This is a genomic window from Chryseobacterium sp. MMO-72, assembly GCF_037146035.1.
Taxonomy (GTDB): domain Bacteria; phylum Bacteroidota; class Bacteroidia; order Flavobacteriales; family Weeksellaceae; genus Chryseobacterium; species Chryseobacterium indicum.
Map to the genome: position 1 here is coordinate 67318 of NZ_JBBCWG010000009.1, position 18679 is coordinate 85996.

At 37.3% G+C, this 18679-nt stretch carries 14 protein-coding genes and 1 riboswitch; of the genes, 2 read left to right on the forward strand and 12 right to left on the reverse strand.

What is annotated here, in order from left to right:
• Nucleotides 1-3: 3 nt before the first annotated feature.
• The 4 genes from WFH39_RS13175 to WFH39_RS13190 all read right to left on the reverse strand — a co-directional run bounded on the left by WFH39_RS13175 (nt 4) and on the right by WFH39_RS13190 (nt 8077).
• On the reverse strand, nt 4-2427 hold the full coding sequence (locus WFH39_RS13175) for a TonB-dependent receptor plug domain-containing protein (protein WP_336690243.1): 2424 nt from the start codon (nt 2425-2427) through the stop codon (nt 4-6).
• A 95-nt stretch (nt 2428-2522) separates the two neighbouring features.
• Nucleotides 2523-2626, reverse strand: a riboswitch (SAM riboswitch).
• A gap of 382 nt (nt 2627-3008) precedes the next feature.
• A complete protein-coding gene (locus WFH39_RS13180) occupies nt 3009-5849 on the reverse strand; it encodes an alpha-amylase family glycosyl hydrolase (RefSeq protein ID WP_336690244.1) in 2841 nt (946 codons plus the stop codon).
• A gap of 236 nt (nt 5850-6085) precedes the next feature.
• Nucleotides 6086-6376 (reverse strand): hypothetical protein, encoded by a 291-nt coding sequence (locus WFH39_RS13185; protein ID WP_214587627.1) that lies wholly within the window; start codon nt 6374-6376, stop codon nt 6086-6088.
• 93 nt (nt 6377-6469) lie between these two features.
• Nucleotides 6470-8077: a fumarate hydratase gene (locus tag WFH39_RS13190; RefSeq protein WP_214587628.1), complete on the reverse strand. Its 1608-nt coding sequence runs from the start codon at nt 8075-8077 to the stop codon at nt 6470-6472.
• Nucleotides 8078-8395: 318 nt separating this feature from the next.
• On the opposite strand from WFH39_RS13190, the gene fumC reads away from it, so the two are divergent.
• A complete protein-coding gene (gene fumC, locus WFH39_RS13195; RefSeq protein WP_336690245.1) occupies nt 8396-9790 on the forward strand; it encodes a class II fumarate hydratase in 1395 nt (464 codons plus the stop codon).
• Nucleotides 9791-9876: 86 nt separating this feature from the next.
• Here the strand turns inward: fumC and WFH39_RS13200 are convergent, their stop codons facing one another.
• From WFH39_RS13200 to WFH39_RS13210, 3 genes are read right to left on the reverse strand one after another with little or no spacing between them, the layout of a single operon-like run.
• Nucleotides 9877-10914 (reverse strand): outer membrane beta-barrel protein, encoded by a 1038-nt coding sequence (locus WFH39_RS13200; protein ID WP_336690246.1) that lies wholly within the window; start codon nt 10912-10914, stop codon nt 9877-9879.
• A 35-nt stretch (nt 10915-10949) separates the two neighbouring features.
• Nucleotides 10950-11564 carry a hypothetical protein gene (locus WFH39_RS13205; protein ID WP_336690247.1) on the reverse strand — a complete coding sequence of 205 codons (615 nt, stop codon included), beginning with the start codon at nt 11562-11564 and terminating at the stop codon, nt 10950-10952.
• Complete coding sequence (locus WFH39_RS13210) at nt 11551-12111, reverse strand: RNA polymerase sigma factor (protein ID WP_336690248.1); 561 nt, start codon at nt 12109-12111, stop codon at nt 11551-11553. The genes WFH39_RS13205 and WFH39_RS13210 overlap by 14 nt, the downstream gene beginning before the upstream one ends.
• 145 nt (nt 12112-12256) lie before the next feature.
• Here WFH39_RS13210 and WFH39_RS13215 point away from each other — a divergent pair, with 145 nt between their 5' ends.
• Nucleotides 12257-12448 (forward strand): bacteriocin-like protein, encoded by a 192-nt coding sequence (locus WFH39_RS13215; RefSeq protein WP_087708149.1) that lies wholly within the window; start codon nt 12257-12259, stop codon nt 12446-12448.
• 65 nt (nt 12449-12513) lie between these two features.
• Here the strand turns inward: WFH39_RS13215 and WFH39_RS13220 are convergent, their stop codons facing one another.
• From WFH39_RS13220 to WFH39_RS13240, 5 genes are all read right to left on the reverse strand, one after another.
• The gene (locus tag WFH39_RS13220; protein ID WP_336690249.1) at nt 12514-13734 is read right to left on the reverse strand and encodes an aminotransferase class V-fold PLP-dependent enzyme; all 1221 of its coding nucleotides are present in this window, start codon (nt 13732-13734) and stop codon (nt 12514-12516) included.
• 408 nt (nt 13735-14142) lie between these two features.
• Nucleotides 14143-14787: a 50S ribosomal protein L25/general stress protein Ctc gene (locus WFH39_RS13225; RefSeq protein ID WP_336690250.1), complete on the reverse strand. Its 645-nt coding sequence runs from the start codon at nt 14785-14787 to the stop codon at nt 14143-14145.
• A 56-nt stretch (nt 14788-14843) separates the two neighbouring features.
• Complete coding sequence (locus tag WFH39_RS13230) at nt 14844-15782, reverse strand: ribose-phosphate pyrophosphokinase (RefSeq protein WP_214587636.1); 939 nt, start codon at nt 15780-15782, stop codon at nt 14844-14846.
• Nucleotides 15783-15865: 83 nt separating this feature from the next.
• Nucleotides 15866-17392: a G-D-S-L family lipolytic protein gene (locus WFH39_RS13235; protein WP_336690251.1), complete on the reverse strand. Its 1527-nt coding sequence runs from the start codon at nt 17390-17392 to the stop codon at nt 15866-15868.
• 16 nt (nt 17393-17408) lie between these two features.
• A complete protein-coding gene (locus WFH39_RS13240) occupies nt 17409-18644 on the reverse strand; it encodes an OmpP1/FadL family transporter (protein ID WP_214587638.1) in 1236 nt (411 codons plus the stop codon).
• Nucleotides 18645-18679 lie beyond the last annotated feature (35 nt).

Below are 18679 nucleotides of genomic sequence, written 5' to 3' on the forward strand. Positions count from 1 at the left end.
TAATTAAAATGTAAAATTAAGCCTTCCGAAGAAGTAATTTCCGAGAGTTCCCATCTGCACCGGAGCATATTTGAAAACTCCAAAATACGAATTTTCATAAATCTGCAGATCCGGAAAGACATCAAACACATTATTGGCTCCGACGGTTAAATTAATATTTTTTGTGAAATCATATCCTACACTCACATCGGTTACTATTTTCGGGTTAAATTCCTGAACTCCTCCAAACGGATATCCGTCACGGATTACTTTCCCGAAGTAAGTATTTCTCACCAGAAAATTAAATTTTCCGACTCCGTAATTCAATCCTAAAGAAGCTTTGGTTTTAGGCGATAAACTTTCGATGATATTGATCTGGTCGGGTCCGAAAAATTCATTCTGCGGCGTCTGAAGATTAGCCGGGAAATGGAAATCTGTAATTTTTGTTTCGGTATAATTTCCGGCAAGATTGATATTTAAGTTTCCGCCTCCAATTTTCCAGTCGTAAGCAACTACCAGATCTACTCCTTTGGTTTCCGTATCAACGGCATTGGCAAAAAATCTTCCGCTTTCCACCCCATACACCGCCAATCGGTCGTCTGTAATATTACTTGTTATCACGATCCGGTCTTTTACTTTAATTAAATATCCGTCTAAAGTGATTGACAGCTTATTGATCGGCTTTAAAGTAAACCCAACGCTTCCGTTCACCGAAGTTTCCTGTTTTAATTTGTCGAAACCAAGTGCTTTTGCAGCTTCGCTGTCGTTGTTGAAAATTCCTTTGGTAACAATTGAATTTCCTGTGGTGGAAATATCTGCATAAGAATTGTTAAAATACTGCTGCTGAAGAGATGGTGCTCTGAAGCCTGTTCCCACCGCAGCACGGATTGCATAATTTTTTGCAAACTCATATCTTACCGCTAATTTTCCGTTCAGTGTACTTCCAAAATCTGAATAGTTTTCGAACCTTCCGGCAAGATCTACATTTAATTTTTTATCCAGATCATAAGAAACATCGGCATACACTGCAGTTGAATGTCTGGATTTTGAAAGTGCATTTTGTGGTGAAAATCCAATAAACGACTGCGCTCCTCCTGCTCCGGAGATATTATCCGGATTGGTAGTCGCCGTCACAGGATTTCCGAAAATATCATATCTCATATAGGAAGCCTGATCTCCTGCTTTAATGTCGTACTGCTCAAACCTGAATTCTCCGCCGAATGCAACATTAAAGTTTCTGATGTTTTTTGAAACATCAAGATTAATTGTATTCTGAAGAAAACTGTGTGCTCCCGCATAAAAATCTGTTGGTGACTTAGCTCCTAAAGATGCATTGACGGTGTTGCTTACATCATAATTGAACGTATTGTTTCCGAATGTATTACTAAGGTCAAAAAACCAGTCGTTTTTATTATATTTTGCTCCGATTGCATAGGAAATGTCATAGATTTTCGAGCCTAAAGTCGGCTGAAAACCGTTCGGATAAATAGAATAGACATTGTTTGAAGTTTCGCTCGGTAATCTTCTGAAACCGTACCCCTGCCCTTCTTTGATACTGAAGCCTCCGAAGGAATATATTTTAAATTGATCGTTCAAAGGATATTCGGAATTAAAAAATAACTGTGCCTGCTTTATTTTTGCATCGCCGATCTGGAAATTAAAATCATCCCGTGTTAAACCATTGGCAAGAATTTTCTGATCGTCCAGCGCTTTTGCAGCATTAAAATCCGGAGCAAAATCATATGCGAAATTATCGCCGTAAATATCGAGATTATGATTCTGCGTTCTTGTTGTTTTTCCTCTTTGGTTTAATTGCAGGGACAAACTGATATAACCGTCTTTTTTCCCTAAAGAAGTTCCGTAGTTCGCTGCTGCCTGATACGTTTCACCATCATTTCTTCCGGAAATTCCGTAATTAAGGCTGGCTGTTCCGCCGAGATTCTTTTTAAGGATAATATTAATCACTCCTGCAATGGCATCAGAGCCGTATTGTGCTGCCGCGCCATCTCTCAGAACTTCAATTCTGTCGATTGCGATTACCGGAATGGTACTTAAATCTGTTCCTACAGAGCCGTTTCCGACTGTATTCTGATAATTAACTAAAGAAGTAGTATGTCTTCTTTTTCCATTAACGAGAACCAAAACCTGATCGGGTCCCATTCCTCTCAAAGTAACAGGATCGATATGTTCTGTACCGTCTGAAGCCGACTGCCGGACTGAGTTGAAAGACGGGATAACATAATTCAGTAAATCCTGAACGGTAATTTGCGGTGAAGACTGCTGTATTTTTTCGATGTTGATGATGTCTACCGGAACCGGAGTTTCCAGTTTTGTGCGTTTTGCATTTCGGTTTCCTACAATTACGACATCTTCTATCTGCTGTTCTTTTTCCTGTGCCGATAAAAATCCTATTGCTAAAAGGAGTACGCTTACGCTGAGTTTTTTCATTCTATTCAGTGCTTTAAAAAAAATTAATTTAAAATGGTTTGCCGAAACAAACATAAAGACCTTCAAGAAGCTGGAATTCATACGGAATACTGACTTACTTATCTTCCCCCAATCGGGTTGGAATTAGCACCTTTTCATCAGAAAATGTCGGTTGCTAAGGTTTCTCTGGGCCAAATCCCTCCACCTTTCTCGATAAATCTACTGCAAAAGTAGACTAATAATTTTAATCTGCAAAAAAATTTGGAATTTGAATTTTCAGAGTTATAAAAATTGTGAATAAGATGTGGATAACACGTGAATTACCTATTAACAATGCGTGAATTGGATGTTAGTATAGAAAAATTAATTGTCGATAAACAATTTTTCAATTGTGAGTAAAATATGAATAACCTATGAGTAAGGTATGAATAAGATATGGAAAACCTTTAATTTCAATGTGGAAAAAATTGTGAATAAGGTATTGAAAAGTCGTTAGTATCATATTAACAACCTCTATTTTTACTGCGGATAAAATATGAATAAACAAAAAAAGAGACCGCTTTCGTGATCTCTCATTATAACCTTTTGAAGTTATCCACAGGTTATTTTACCATCATTTTCTGGATTGAAATTCCTGTATCTGATTTTAAATGAACTAAATACGTTCCTGCCGGATAATTTGTTTTTAATTCGTAGGTACCGTTTTCATTATTCAATTTAAATGAATCCATTTTTTTACCGCTTATATCGTAGATAAAAATCTCTCCGTTCTTCGCTTTGTGGTAAATTAATTTAGCCAGACCATTTTTTACAGGGTTATCCGCAATCTGTAAAGAAAGCTTATTTTCGGCATTCACATCCACTGTGGATAAACTTCCTACATAATTTCCGAAAATCCTGAATTCTCCCGGCTGTAGAGTAATCGGGGCTGTTGTAGACGTTATATTAGATAAAGAATTATCCATTAAGTTCTGCCATTGCCCAACATATGGGAAATACGGAACTACACTCTGGGCAGCCGTTGTATAATTTGCCAATACGACCACGTTTTTCACTCCGTTAGTAATTGCGTTGTCGTAAATGTAAATTCTCGTAATTAATCCATTCGGATCATTTGCCAGATTATTTGATTCTACAGTATATGTTTTTGACTTGAAAACAGGATATACATTTCTTAAATTGATGATCTTAGCCCAGGTATCGTAAACCGCTTTTCTGTTCACATCCGTATCGTATCCTAAAGTAAATGCAATTGGCTTTTCGTCGGTTCTGCAACCACTATTAATGGTTCCGTTTGCACATCTGTTGATACTGAATTCATAACCAAGCTCTCCGAACTGCCAGATCATTTTAGGACCCGGAATGGTGAAGAACGTTGCTCCGAAAGCTTTCATTCTGTCTAAAGCAGTATTAAGATTTTTAACATCATAGCTTCCGTTTACCGCACCATAAGCAAGATTTTTAAACATTAACCTTTCCTCATCGTGACTTTCTCCGTAACCTACTGCTCTCATTTCAGAGAATCCATGAAGGGTATGATTCATTCTGTCGAAATTACTGTTTTCTTTATATCCCATTGTATTCTGGTTATAAGATCCATTCTGGTTATTCCACATCATCACTCCTTTTCCTTCTGCAACTCTGTAGTTTGCCCATTGCTGCTCTTCCGCATCGGTTCCCAAATGTTCAAAAATCATGTAAGAATTCGGATCAAGAGCCCATTGCTTATCTGCATAGTATTTCAGGATATCAACTCTGTCCTGCTGATAAGCATTTGTACAGGTTTCGTCGTTTTCAGAACAGCTTTGTGTAAATCCTTTGGTTAAATCCCAACGGAAACCGTCTACATGATATTCCGTTAACCATTGCTGAAGACATCTTTCAACGTAATATTTAGTTGAAGGACTTGTATGGTTAAAATCATTAAACACATTATAAGAGTGTTTAGGAACCTGATTGAAGTAAGGATTATTGGCAGCGATGTCTCCATAACCGTCTCCATCCGGATCAATATTCCATAGTCTTGCCAACGGAGAACGTCCGGTTGCATGATTGAAAGCAATATCCAGAATTACTGCGATTCCATTCTGGTGGCACAGATCAATAAATTCTTTGAACTTTTCCGGTGTTCCGTACGCTTTATCCAATGCATAATGGAAAGAAGTATTATAACCCCATGAAAGATTTCCTTCGAACTCCATGATAGGAAGCAATTCAATCGCATTAATGTTCAGATTTTTCAGGTATGAAATCTTATTAATTAAAGACTGCCAGTTTTTTTCCTGCGTAAAGTCTCTTAACAATAATTCATACACCACAAGGTTTTCTTTTGCCGGACGCTGGAAATTCGTAACCTGCCAATTGTAAGGAGTCTGTCCTGTTTTAAACATAGAAACCTCAAAACCCTGCCCAGCCGGAAACGCAGGTAAGTTAGGATAAGTTGTAGAAGAGATATATTGGTCATCGTAAGAAGACAGGATCTGTGGGGAATACGGATCTGCCACTTTTCTTAAATCATTGGTTCTGTACTGGAAAGTATACAATTGCTGAGGTGTTAATCCGCTTAACTCAATCCAGTATAAATCGGGATTTGCAGTATCTCTTTTCATCAGATAAGCATCATTCACTGTCCAGTTATTAAAACTTCCGATCACATGAACGAAATTTTTAGACGGAGCATATAATGCAAGCCCAACTTTAGTATTATCTGTCGGATGATAGTTAATTCCCTGTCTTATCCACGCCGGAATCGCTTCAGAAACCACATTTCTCGGAACCTGTAAAATAAATGTGGCATTTTTGGAATTTGAATTAGCATCAGTAGCAATTAATTCCATATTAGCATCTCCTGTTACAGTGTAGTTGTAAGAATATGAAGTTGATGCTGTAGAAGTAGAATTTACAACGGTTCCGTTAGCTTTAAGCTGAAAAGTCGCGTTTACACTGGTTGTCGCTGTAATGTTAACAGAATTTCCTGTAGGTACAGACGTTAGGCTGTTAGCCGCAGGATTTGTCATGGTTAAATTCAAAACTCCGACGTTGACAAAAATATCCGGACTTGTCTGATGTGCACCGGTTTTATCTTTCAGTAAAAAACCAAATCTTCCGATTCCTGTTCTTGCGTAAAAAGTTGTGGGTGTAAAAGACAATGAATAAGTGTCTGTCGCAGCGTTATAACTTAATCGATTAAGTTCATTGGAATTGTTCCAACTCCCGTTTGTAGGGCAATCCTGACTGTTCTGATAATTGGTATCCAAAGACCATGTCCAGATATAAATGGCATTGTTTGAAACTCCCCACGCCGATTCATCAATCTGATTTCCGGGTACGGTTAATGTTATTGCATCCGTTTCATTAAACGGATTCGGGGTAATTGTATAGCTGATCTGCCCAAAGACATTGGCTAAGATAAACAACAATATACCGGAATAGAATTTTTTCATATAATTCGTCCTTTTAAGTTTAATTTAATACTAAAGTAATTTATTTTTTGAAAAATTTTCACCTTTTCATAAAAAAACAAAACTTTAAGTCAATTAAATATTATGCTTAGAATAACACCTAACAGATGAATTATATGCACAAAAAAACCACTTAAAAAATTTAAGTGGTTTTATATATGTTGTTTTGCTTTGATATTGCTTTCTCAAAATTCAGGTGAGAAAACAATGACAATCAATTAATGATGTCCGTGTCCGTGACTATCGTGTAAGAAAGGTCCGTTTCCTTTAGGATTGCTGTAGATTACTTCTACACCATCCTGCTCATTCAGCTGCTTGCTTCTGATATCTTCCGGATTAAAAGGTTTTACTTTTCCGAAATACTCTTTCAAACCTTCTGTTAACCACATTGGAATTACCAACCCGAAGAACATGAAGATACACCAAAATCCTACAAGGAACATTGTAATGAAGAAAATTGTCCAAAGGAACTGGTAAAACGGCCAAAATGCTGATAAAATCGTTATCATTTTCTTAAAGATTTTAGGCAAAAATAGGACTTTTTATTTTTTTACACAAAAGATATACGTCCTATTTTATTATTTATTTTGATTTTAAACTAATTAGTGGGCAAGATCTGCAAAGAAATCATTGCCTTTATCATCCGTAATGATGAACGCAGGGAAATCTTTCACTTCGATTTTTCTTACGGCTTCCATTCCTAATTCCGGAAAATCTACCACCTCAACAGAAAGAATGTTATCTTTTGCTAAAATAGCAGCCGGACCTCCGATGGAACCTAAATAAAAACCTCCATATTTGCTGCACGCATTGGTAACATCTTTTGTTCTGTTTCCTTTTGCCAACATAATCATACTTCCGCCGTGGCTCTGGAATTCATCTACATAAACGTCCATTCTTCCCGCAGTCGTTGGTCCGAAACTTCCTGAAGCCATTCCTTCCGGAGTTTTTGCAGGTCCTGCGTAATAAATCGGATGATTTTTAAAATATTCAGGCATTGGCTGTCCTGCATCCAGTAATTCTTTAATCTTTGCGTGGGCAATATCTCTGGCTACGATTAAAGTACCGTTCAGCTTCAGTCTTGTTTTGATCGGATATTTTGAAAGTTCTGCTAAAATATCAGACATCGGCTGATTCAGGTTGATTTCTACGGCTTCTTCCAAATGCGGCGGTGTTGCCGGTAAAAATCTCTTCGGATCCTGCTCCAACTGCTCTAAGAAAATTCCGTCTTTCGTAATTTTTCCTTTGATATTTCGGTCTGCTGAACAGGAAACTCCCATTCCAACCGGACAGGAAGCGGCGTGACGCGGCAATCTGATTACTCTGACGTCGTGTGTTAAATATTTCCCGCCAAACTGTGCTCCGATTGCACTTTCCTGACAGATTTTCTGAACTTTTGCTTCCCACTCCAAGTCTCTGAACGCCTGTCCCGCTTCATTTCCTTCTGTCGGAAGATTATCGTAATATTTTGCTGATGCTTTTTTAACCGCCGCCAAATTAGCTTCCGCAGAAGTTCCTCCGATTACCAAAGCCAAATGATAAGGCGGACAAGCAGCCGTTCCTAAATCTGAAATTTTCTCTTTAATGAATTCTTCCAAAGATTTTTCGTTCAGTAAAGATTTTGTCTTTTGATACAAGAAGGTCTTGTTTGCTGAACCTCCTCCTTTTGTTAAAAATAAGAATTCGTAATAATCTCCCTTTTTAGCGTAAATATCAATCTGCGCCGGAAGATTGGAACCTGAATTTTTCTCATCAAACATCGTTAAAGGAACCACCTGAGAATATCTTAAATTTCTTTTCTGGTACGTATTGTAGATTCCTTTGCTTAAATATTCTCCGTCATCAACGCCTGTGTAAACGTTTTCTCCCTTTTTACCCATTACAATTGCAGTTCCGGTATCCTGACACGAAGGTAAAGCTCCTTCCACAGCAACCGCTGCATTCTGCAATAAATTGTAAGCCACGAATCTGTCGTTGTCCGTAGCTTCAGGATCGTCGATAATTCTTCTTAAACTTTCAAGGTGGGAAGAACGGAGCATGAAAGAAACGTCTGCCATTGCTTCCTCTGCTAAAAGCTCAAGACCTTTCGGATCAATGGTTAAAATTTCTCTGTCTCCTAATTTTTCAACTTTTACGTAGTCTGAAGTCAATTTTTTGTATACCGTATCATCCTTTAGAATCGGATACGGATCCTGATATCTGAAATCCATTTTACTTTTTTCTTTGGGTGCAAAAATACGGCTTACTCAAAAATGCATGAGTAAAATCAGTAACTTAGATTGATATTTATAATGATTATAAATTGCGAGGGTTTTCTTTTCTCATTAACTTTATACGAAGATATTAACCACAAAAGACGCAAAAGCTTTTAAGCACTTTAGTTAGTTTAAGTTTAATAAATAATGCTTTAGAAGAACACATTAGTTTTAAAAATCTTCAATTTTCATTTTGTGAAATTTGATTTTTATAAAATTTAATAAATCTCTGTGCTTTTGAGGTTAAATCAAAACTAAACAAATTTCAATCACATGAATTACAGAATAGAAAAAGACACGATGGGAGAAGTGCAGGTTCCTGCAGATAAGTTTTGGGGAGCCCAAACGGAACGTTCAAGAAATAATTTTAAGATTGGTCCGGAAGGTTCCATGCCTCATGAAATCATCGAAGCGTTTGCTTATCTTAAAAAAGCGGCTGCATTTACCAATACAGATTTAGGAGTTCTTCCTGCAGAAAAAAGAGATATGATTGCGAAAGTCTGTGACGAAATTCTGGAAGGAAAACTTAACGATCAGTTTCCTTTGGTGATCTGGCAGACCGGTTCGGGAACGCAGTCCAACATGAATGTAAATGAGGTAATCTCCAATAAAGCACACGTTAACAACGGTGGAAATTTAGGCGAAAAATCGGAGATTCATGCGAATGACGACGTGAATAAATCGCAATCTTCCAACGATACTTATCCGACAGCAATGCATATCGCAGCGTATAAAAAAGTTGTGGGAACCACCATTCCGGCTGTAGAAAAATTAAGAGATACTTTAAAAGAAAAATCGGAAGCGTTTAAAGATATTGTAAAGATCGGAAGAACACATTTAATGGACGCAACGCCTTTAACTTTAGGTCAGGAATTTTCAGGGTATGTCGCTCAGTTAAATTACGGTTTAAAAGCATTAAAAAATACGTTACCTCATCTTTCTGAACTGGCTTTAGGCGGAACTGCGGTGGGGACCGGCTTAAATACTCCTCAAGGTTATGATGTAAAAGTGGCGGAATATATTTCTAAATTTACGAATCTTCCTTTTGTAACCGCAGAAAATAAATTTGAGGCTTTGGCAGCTCATGACGCGATTGTAGAATCTCACGGAGCTTTAAAACAATTAGCGGTTTCTTTGTTTAAAATTGCTCAGGATATCCGATTATTAGCTTCCGGACCTCGTTCGGGAATTGGAGAAATTCATATTCCGGAAAACGAGCCGGGATCATCCATTATGCCGGGAAAAGTAAATCCTACTCAAAATGAAGCAATGACAATGGTCTGTGCTCAGGTTTTAGGAAATGATACGACCATTTCTTTTGCGGGAACGCAGGGAAATTACGAACTGAATGTCTTCAAACCTGTAATGGCTTATAATTTTTTACAGTCTGCCCAACTGATCGCCGATGCCTGTATTTCTTTTAACGATCATTGTGCAGTCGGAATTGAACCCAATCGTGAGAGAATTAAAGAACTGGTTGATAAATCTCTGATGCTGGTAACAGCTTTGAACACGCACATCGGTTATGAAAATGCTGCAAAAATTGCCAAAACCGCCCATAAAAATGGAACTACCTTAAAAGAAGAAGCTGTAAATCTGGGACTTTTAACCGCAGAACAGTTTGATGAGTGGGTAAAACCTGAAGATATGGTGGGAAGTCTGAAATAAACTAAGAATTAAATTATTAAATATTGTAAAAACCGCAGGACAAATTTGTCCTGCGGTTTCCTGTTATATATGAATATTACGTGTTTTTACCATTTGTAAGCAAGACCGATAACCAGAGCTTTGTCATTTTCAAATTGGTTATCCTTGAAAAAATTACCAAAATCTTTTTTTACAAAAATGCTGAAATCGCTGTAAGAAACGGTAAACTGCGCTCCGTAAATGAAAGGATTTACCTGATAATTCCCTCTTTCTCTCTGGCTGATTTCTTCGCCTTTAATAATGTTATTGGTAGACATTCTTACTCCTCCATAAACATTGGCACCTACTTTAAAGCCCTTCTGATAATCTCTGTACTGGACATCCATTCCTGCGCTTTTCAGTTTAGAAAAATTATACTGCAACCCCAACGGAACGATGACGTAGCCTGTTCGCAATTTGCTTTTGCTTAAATTTTTATCATAAGCCGAAAGATAAACATCCGAATTCATGTCTTTGGCGAAAAATCTGTTATTATCAATGTTTAAGGTTCTCCATGAAAATCCAAGTCCGGAAATTAATCCCCAATGACTGGTTCTGCTGAACTGATAATTGAATTTCAGCCCAAATTCAAGATTTCCCGCGTATCCTAAGTTTTTATCCAGATCATTATCTGCTTTATTGTTGGTGAGCATCATGGCTCCGTAAGAAAAATAGGCGGTGAAGTTCTTAGTCGGACGGAATTTCTTTAGAAGTTTTTCTTTAATTTCTTCGTTGGAAGTTACATCAGAATTCAGAAGAGAATATCTTACCTGCTTTTGAATCACAGAATCCAGATCAAAACCAAGTTCTTCAATTCGCTGATCAATTTTTTCCGAAAAACGATCGGCAATAACCGCCTTTTGTTTGTCGAATTCAGCTTTATCCAGATTTTTAGCCTGAAGAATCATCAGCTCTGCTTCCATCAGCTTTTTTTCTTCCTGAATAATTGAATCAATTTTTCGGGCGTATTCATCTACTTTTTCTTTTACTATCGGGCTTACTTCCGTATCTTCTTTAGGCTGAAGATTTAAGGTAAGATTTTTCTGAGAATAGGCTGTACCAGATAAAAGGCACAATAGTCCCATCATGATCATTTTTTTAATCATAGTATTATTTTTTTAGTTGTTAAAAATTTGAAGTATTATTTTCCGTTCAGATCAATGGTTGCTACATTGCTTTCTTTGGTTTTTTCGATAACGTCTTTATGTTCTACCGAGAACAATAAGGTGGAAGGATCAACATATCTTTTTCTTTTCCCTTGAGTTTTTACCGAATCTGACTTTGCTATAATTTTTTCAGGCTCGGTTTTAGCAATATTGGCAATAATTTCAGGAGCGTTTTCTTTTGTTAAAGGCATTTGTTTTTGCTCTACAATAATTTGTGACTTTACAGCTTCATTCTTTTTTTCAGCCTGAATATTTTCTGCCGCAAAAGATTCTTTCTGTTTCGAATCTGAAGTTTCAGGAGACTGTACTGTTTGTTCCTGAGTTTTATTCTGAATATCTGAATTTTTAATCTCAGCAGCCATTTCAGATTTTCCAACTTCTTTATTTTCTTTATTAAAAAACAGAACTACTCCCAAGCTGAACGTTAAAACCAGACAAGCCGCCACCAAATACCAATTCATTTTTGTTTTTGAGTTTTTTCGTTCTGACTGGGCTTCAATTTCGGACCATAAATTTCTCGAAGGAGTAATTTCTCTTTCAGAAATCTGCTTTTTGATATGATGTTCTATATTATTTTTAGTAGTGTTCATTTTTCAGTGCTTTTTGTTGTTGAAAATAAATTTTTCTAATCTTTTCTTTTGCCCGAAATAATTGCGTTTTGCTTACCGCAACTGAAATCTGCAATGTATCTGCAATTTCCTGATGCGAATAATCTTCAAGAACATAGAGGTTAAAGACCATTCTGTATGCATCCGGAAGCTGATCCAGAAGTTCCTGCGCATTGAAATCAAAACTGACATCTTCTTCATAAATTTCTTCCAGATAAGACTGACTGATGTCGTCCAGATAAAAAACGGTTTTGCGGCTTTTAATAAAATTCAGACATTCATTCACGACAATTCTTCTCGCCCAGCCTTCAAAACTTCCGTCATTTCTAAAGGTCTCAATACTTTTAAAAATTTTACAGAACGCTTTTATTACACAATCTTCAGCCTGATACAAATCTGTAACGTAACTTCTGCTGATGCTCAGAAATTTCTTTACATTCTGATCGTAAAAAACTTTCTGCGCTGCCGGTTCCTGCCTCTTGAGGCGGCTCAGCAAATCATCTTTTTTATTTCCGAACAAAAGCTTCATAATTATTTGTTTCTATTAGTAAGACAATTAAAAACGAAAAAGGTTACACCGTAAGAAATTATTTTTTAAAATTAATTAAAAATATCATTTAAATAATTTTTCATATTTTAGTGACTTATTACAAACAACTATAAAACAAAGTATTATGAAAAATCTAAAAAAAATTCAGAGAGAAAATTTAAAGCAGGTTTTAGGGGGTCATACCTGTCCGGCAAACACGTACCACATTACGTATAACGGATATCATGCGTGCTGTCTTCAGATCCCAAGCGGAAATCCGTGTCTTTCCACAAAATGTCTTGTTCCGATGGAAATGTGTGATTCGGAAGTCAATTAAGACTATATACAAAAAGAAAACGGTCAGAAATTTATCTGACCGTTTTGTATAAAAAAAATCTAAGCCTAGCCTAGCATTTTCTGTGCTTTTTTCACGCCTTCTACCAAAGCATCAATTTCACTGAATGTATTGTAAACCGCAAAACTGGCTCTTACGGTTCCTGCAATATTGAAGAAATCCATAATCGGCTGTGTACAGTGATGTCCCGTTCTTACGGCGATTCCCAGTTTATCCAGAATCATTCCCACATCTGAAGCAATTCCGATTCCTTCAAGGTTGAAAGAAACTACTCCTGTTCTGTTGGCTTTTTCCCCATAAATTTTAATTCCTTCCAGTTCTAAAAGCTGTTTTTGGGCATATTCCAGCAAAGCATTTTCATGATTCTGAATATTTTCCTGCCCTACTTTCAGAATAAAATCTACGGCAGCTCCCAAAGCAATGTTCCCACCTACATTGGGTGTTCCTGCTTCATATTTAAAAGGAAGACCTGCGTAAGTGGTTCCGTCAAAAGAACAGGTGGCAATCATTTCTCCGCCTCCGTGAAATGGCGGTAAGTCTTCAAGAACCTGCTGTTTTCCGTACAGAATTCCCGTTCCCATCGGAGCGTACATTTTGTGTCCCGAGAAAACAAAAAAGTCGCAGTCCATTTTCTGAACATCAAGGGTAAAATGAGGCGCAGACTGAGCTCCATCGATAACGATATAAGCATTGGTATTCTTTCTTGTTTTAGCAATGATTTCTTCAATCGGATTAATAATTCCTAAAGCATTGGAAACCTGATTAATGGAAACAACTTTCGTTTTTTCATTTAAAAATTTTTCAAACTGATCGAGTTGAAGAATTCCGTTTTCATCCATAGGAATGACTTTCAGCTTCGCTCCGGTTCTTTCACAAAGCATCTGCCACGGAACAATATTGGAATGGTGTTCCAGATAAGAGATAATAATTTCATCGTCCTTTTTTAATTTTTGTGTTAAAATATAGGCGATCAAATTGATTCCTTCGGTAGTTCCTTTGGTGAAAATAACTTCAAAATCATGTTCAGCATTGATGAATTTCTGGATTTTTCTTCTGGAAAGCTCCATTTCTTCAGTTGCCAACTGGCTTAGTGTGTGAATTCCACGATGTACATTCGCATTGATTTCTGTGTAATATTTGTTCCAGACCTCCAAAACGGAATCCGGTTTTTGAGAGGTGGCTGCATTATCGAGATAAACCAGTGGTTTACCGTTCACTTTCTGATCTAATATAGAAAACTGACTTCTGATTTCCTGAATGTCAAACATTTATTAAATTTTTAATTAAAACGTTCTTATTTAGAACTCTTCAAATTTACGGCTTTTTTTCGGATTGTAGCTGAGAGTTGATTGTTGTTGGTTGATAGAAAAATTCGATGTGAAATATTCTCTTTTGCTTTTAACGCTAAGATCGCTGAGAATTTTCATTTTATTGTAGACATTTTGGGTTCGCAAGGGCGTTCACTCAGCAAGTGATAGCTATGAAAATGATTTAAATAAATTTGTTATTTTGAACACAATGATCACAAAGTTTTTTATTAATTGATGCTTTTAGTTTCACAAAGACGTTTCACTTATAAAAGATTAAACAAGATTTGAACTCATCATATTTACCTTTTAGCCATAAAAAAACCTGCCAAAAAATTGACAGGTTTTCTATATCTCAATAAGAAATTCTTATTCTGCTGCTGCTTCTGTAGCTTCAGGAGCTGCTCCTTCTTCAGTTGCAACTTCTTCTTCATCGTCATCATCCATTGCTGCTGCACCTCCTTTCATTGCATTTCTAGACATCTTAACAGCTACTACAACTGCGTTGTCCGGGTGCATGAAAGAGTATCCTTCAGTTTTGATACCTCCAACATAAAGTTTGTTACCAATTCTTAAAGGAGTAACATCTACAACGATCTCATCCGGTAAGTTTGCAGGGATCGCTTTTACTTTCAGTTTTCTGAAAGACTGACGAAGAACACCACCAGCTACAACACCTTTAGAACGACCTGTAATTCTTACAGGAACTTCCATGATAACTGGCTTATCGTCAGCTAACTGATAGAAATCTGCGTGAAGAATTTTGTCTGTAATCGGGTGAAACTGAATATCCTGAAGAACAGCCGGAATTGTTTGACCATCAACCTCAATAGATACCGTGTGTGCTTCAGGAGTGTATACTAAACCTTTGAAAGATTTCTCAGTAGCAGAGAAATTCAAAGGAACTTCACCTCCGTAAACAACACAAGGAACTAATTCAGCATCACGTAAAGCTTTTGTAGACTTTTTGCCCACGCTTTCTCTTTTTGTACCTTGAATTGTAATAGATTTCATTTATAAAAAATTTAAAAAATTGTTTCAAATTAAATTTGCAAACCTCTAAATATCAGTTAAATAACAAACTTACTGCTAATTGACTGATGCTCGTGAACCATCTTCATAACGTCCGCAAATAATGGGGCGCAAGATAGCACTTTTATTTTAGATGACAAATTATTTTTAACAGGAATTGAGTCAGTTACAATAACTTCCAATAATTTTGAGTTCTCAATATTTTCGTAAGCCTTTCCTGAAAGTACTCCGTGCGTTGCCATTGCTCTTACAGATTTTGCCCCTTTTTCCATTAAGATGTCTGCAGCTTTGCAAAGCGTTCCGGCAGTATCAATCATGTCATCAATAAGGATAACATTCTTTCCGTCCACATCCCCGATAAGGAACATTTCTTCCACCACGTTTGCTTTTTTTCTTTCCTTATAAGCAATTACCACATCCGCACCAAGGTGACCTGCATAGTTTTTGGCTCTTTTTGCACCTCCCATATCCGGAGAAGCGATGGTAAGATTTGCTAAATTAAGATCTCTGATGTAATCTACGAAAATAGTAGAAGCATACAGATGATCTACCGGAATTTCAAAGAAACCCTGAATCTGATCTGCGTGAAGATCCATCGTCATAATTCTCGTAGCTCCCGCAGCGGTTAAAAGGTTTGCCACCAATTTAGCACCAATTGGAGCTCTTGGCTGGTCTTTTCTGTCCTGTCTTGCAAGCCCGAAATATGGAAGCACCACGGTAATACTTTTAGCAGAAGCTCTTTTAGCAGCATCAATCATCAGAAGAAGTTCTAATAAATTGTCTGCCGGCGGGAATGTAGATCCAATAAGGAAAACTCTTCCCCCTCTTACGGATTCGTCTAAAACAGGTTCGAATTCTCCGTCGCTGAATGTCTGAAAGTTGATTTTTCCTAATTCTTTCCCATAATTTTGGGCAATTTTCTCTGCCAAGTCCTTACTCGTCCTTGTAGAAAATAGATAACTTAACTGATCGGCCATTTTTACTTTTTAAAGATTTGCAAATTTAAAAAAAAACCACAAGAATTGCTCCTGTGGTTTCTAAGTTTTTATTTATCCTTTTATTATGGGAATTTTACTCCTGAATAATTGTTTGGATTTACTTGTGGTAATGTAGATTTATATTTAGCATTAATTGCTTTAATAAATTCATTCGCAATAATCGCATACCCTCTTCCTGTAAGGTGAACCCCATCAAGAGAGAAAGCTCCTCCTGTTACGAATTTTGCTGTATATCTTATTCCGTCATACAAAATTCCGGACTGGGAATTAAGCTCTACCATTTTAGCGTTTGCATCTACAAAAGCAAGTCCTTTAGTATCCGCAATAGACTTAATGGCAGTATTATAGGCTGTCATAGCTGTTACTACGTTTGCGGCTTCCGCTTTTGAAAGTACATGCTGATTTTCTAAAGGATAAGAAATACCATATACATTAATTGAAGCCGGAGCATTTGGGTTAGTAGAGCCAATTACTGCTCTCGTTGTAAGAAGGATATAATCTTCCGCAGTTGCCTGTCTCGCCTGTCCGTAGATCTGTCCGAAAGCGGCAGCTGTAGGAGCTCCTAAAGATGGAGTAAGAGCTGCAGTAAGCTGAGCCGATAAATTCGTTAAAGAAACATCTCTGATCAAAACAGGGTTTGATGAAGTAGACGATAATAGATTAATTCGGTTTCCTGCACCGAAAGCGGTAAGCGCCTGCTTAAGCGGACCGTATAAGTTTGTGTTAAGCGTAGTAAGATTAGATCCTAAAGCAGCAGGAGTTAACGGATTGTAAGGAACCGTTGTAAAGAAAGGAATCGCTGTTACACTTGGTATATTGGCAACTACCCCTTTTGCACCGTTTGCCGTAAGAGCCGTTACATAAGAGTTGATACTGGATGCAACTACATTTGGATCAGAAATATCATTAGATCCGTAAGTTGCCGGATTAAGATTCCCATTCTGAAATACTGCAGGTGTATATGTTGTAACACCTCCTGTTGTCGTAGAGTTCGTTCCTCCACTTGTAGCATAGCTTAAAATATCGTTATTTCCAATCCATAAAGAGAAGAATGTAGGATTTTGAGCTACCGCAGCTGCCACAGGACTTACCCCGGTAGAAAATCTTGCATAAAAAGGATTAAGCATCCCGTAATTAGAAAGACCTAAGTGGAATGATTTTGCTCCCGGAACCCCTAAATTCTGATAAGGTGCTCCCGAAGAAATATTATCAAGTGCCGCTGCAGGAGCAGAAGCAACTGGGGTTAAAGAGCCATTCACAACGGTCAGAACCAATTTCCCCGGAAATCCAGGAATATTATTAAACCCTCCGGTATTATTCGGCATTAAAGGCTGTTTGAAATCACCTCCTCCTGCAAGCTTCATCTGCATTGCAATCATTGATGGATAAGATTCGTTTTGTCCGTCCGAATAAAGTGCTCCGTCTCTATAACCCGATGTAAGAGAATTACCTAAAGATACATATTTAGAAAAATTGGCTTCTCCGGAAGTTACCACCACGTCCTTTACATCAGTATCAAAGTCGGTATCACAACTTACATTTAGTAATAAAGCTGAGACAGCGAATGTAGAAATTAATATTTTTTTCATAATTCTTGATTAAAAATTAAAATGCGTTATAAGACAAACCTAAACCAAAGTAAAATGCTCTTGCCTTAGCCTGTCCGTAAAAATTATAAAATGCATTGCTTATATCTCTCGATTTTTGGAAACTGTAAGCTCCAGAAACATCTACACCCAGCTTATTGAATTTAAATCCAACTCCGCCTGTCATCACATTAGCATCGAAAGACGGCGTTTCAGGACTGAAATGAGCGTTATCATAAGGTGATTCGTCATGGTAATATCCAAGTCTTCCAGCAATTTTATCCGTTATCATATATTGAGTACCGATTCTGAAAGCTTTTGAATTATGGAAGTTTTTAGGGGTTATATTCTTTGTAGGATCATCTGCCTGATTTCCTGCCAATGCGTTTTCAAAATCCAATGTAAGTTTATTGTATTTTTCCCAACCGTAATAATTGAAATCTCCGGAAACCTGCCATTTTGGAGTTATTTTATAAGTTACCCCGATCGTATATTCGTCAACCAAAGGAAGAACTGCTTTAAAATTATCCTGTCCGTTAGCATCTAGCTTTACTGAGGAGTACAACGCCTGAGAAATATTAAATGTAGCCTTTCCTTTATCTGCATTCATGTAAACCGGTGATCTGTAAGCAATACTTACATCAAGTTTTTCTTCAGGTCTGAAATAGAAGCCTAGTCCAAAACCATGTCCAGAAGCTTTATCATCCTTTAGATTTAAATTACCGCCTAACTGCGTAACTGCTTTAGTCCAGTCTACAGTTCCTTTAGCATAAATATAACTTGCTCCTACGGACACCCAAGGAGATAATTTCACGGAAACCATTGGCTGAAAATAGAATGCCTTCAGCTCAATATTCTGCACGATTTCCTTTCCGGCCCAGTTATCCGGCCACTTTACAGAACTACCGTATGGTGTTGAAAAGTTAAACCCTAAAGAAAGGTTATCTAAAACCTTATAAGCTACAGCAGCGTAAATAGGTGTTCCCATAGGATTGTCTGTAGAATAAGATTCCAGTGTCGAAAGATTCTGATACGTTACTTTAGAATTGATACCGAATCCACCTGCTGCAACACTTAGTTTTGAAGGAATAAATGACATACCTGCAGGGTTGAAGAACGTTACACTTGCATCTTCAGCGTGTGCACTGGTATGAGCCATTGCCAACTGTTTTACCCCCTGAAGAGAAACTCTGAAGCCTCCTGCATAAGATAATACGCCTGCCAATAAAGCTGTTGATATTACTATTTTTTTCATAGACTATTATTATATAACCCAAATATAAAATTATT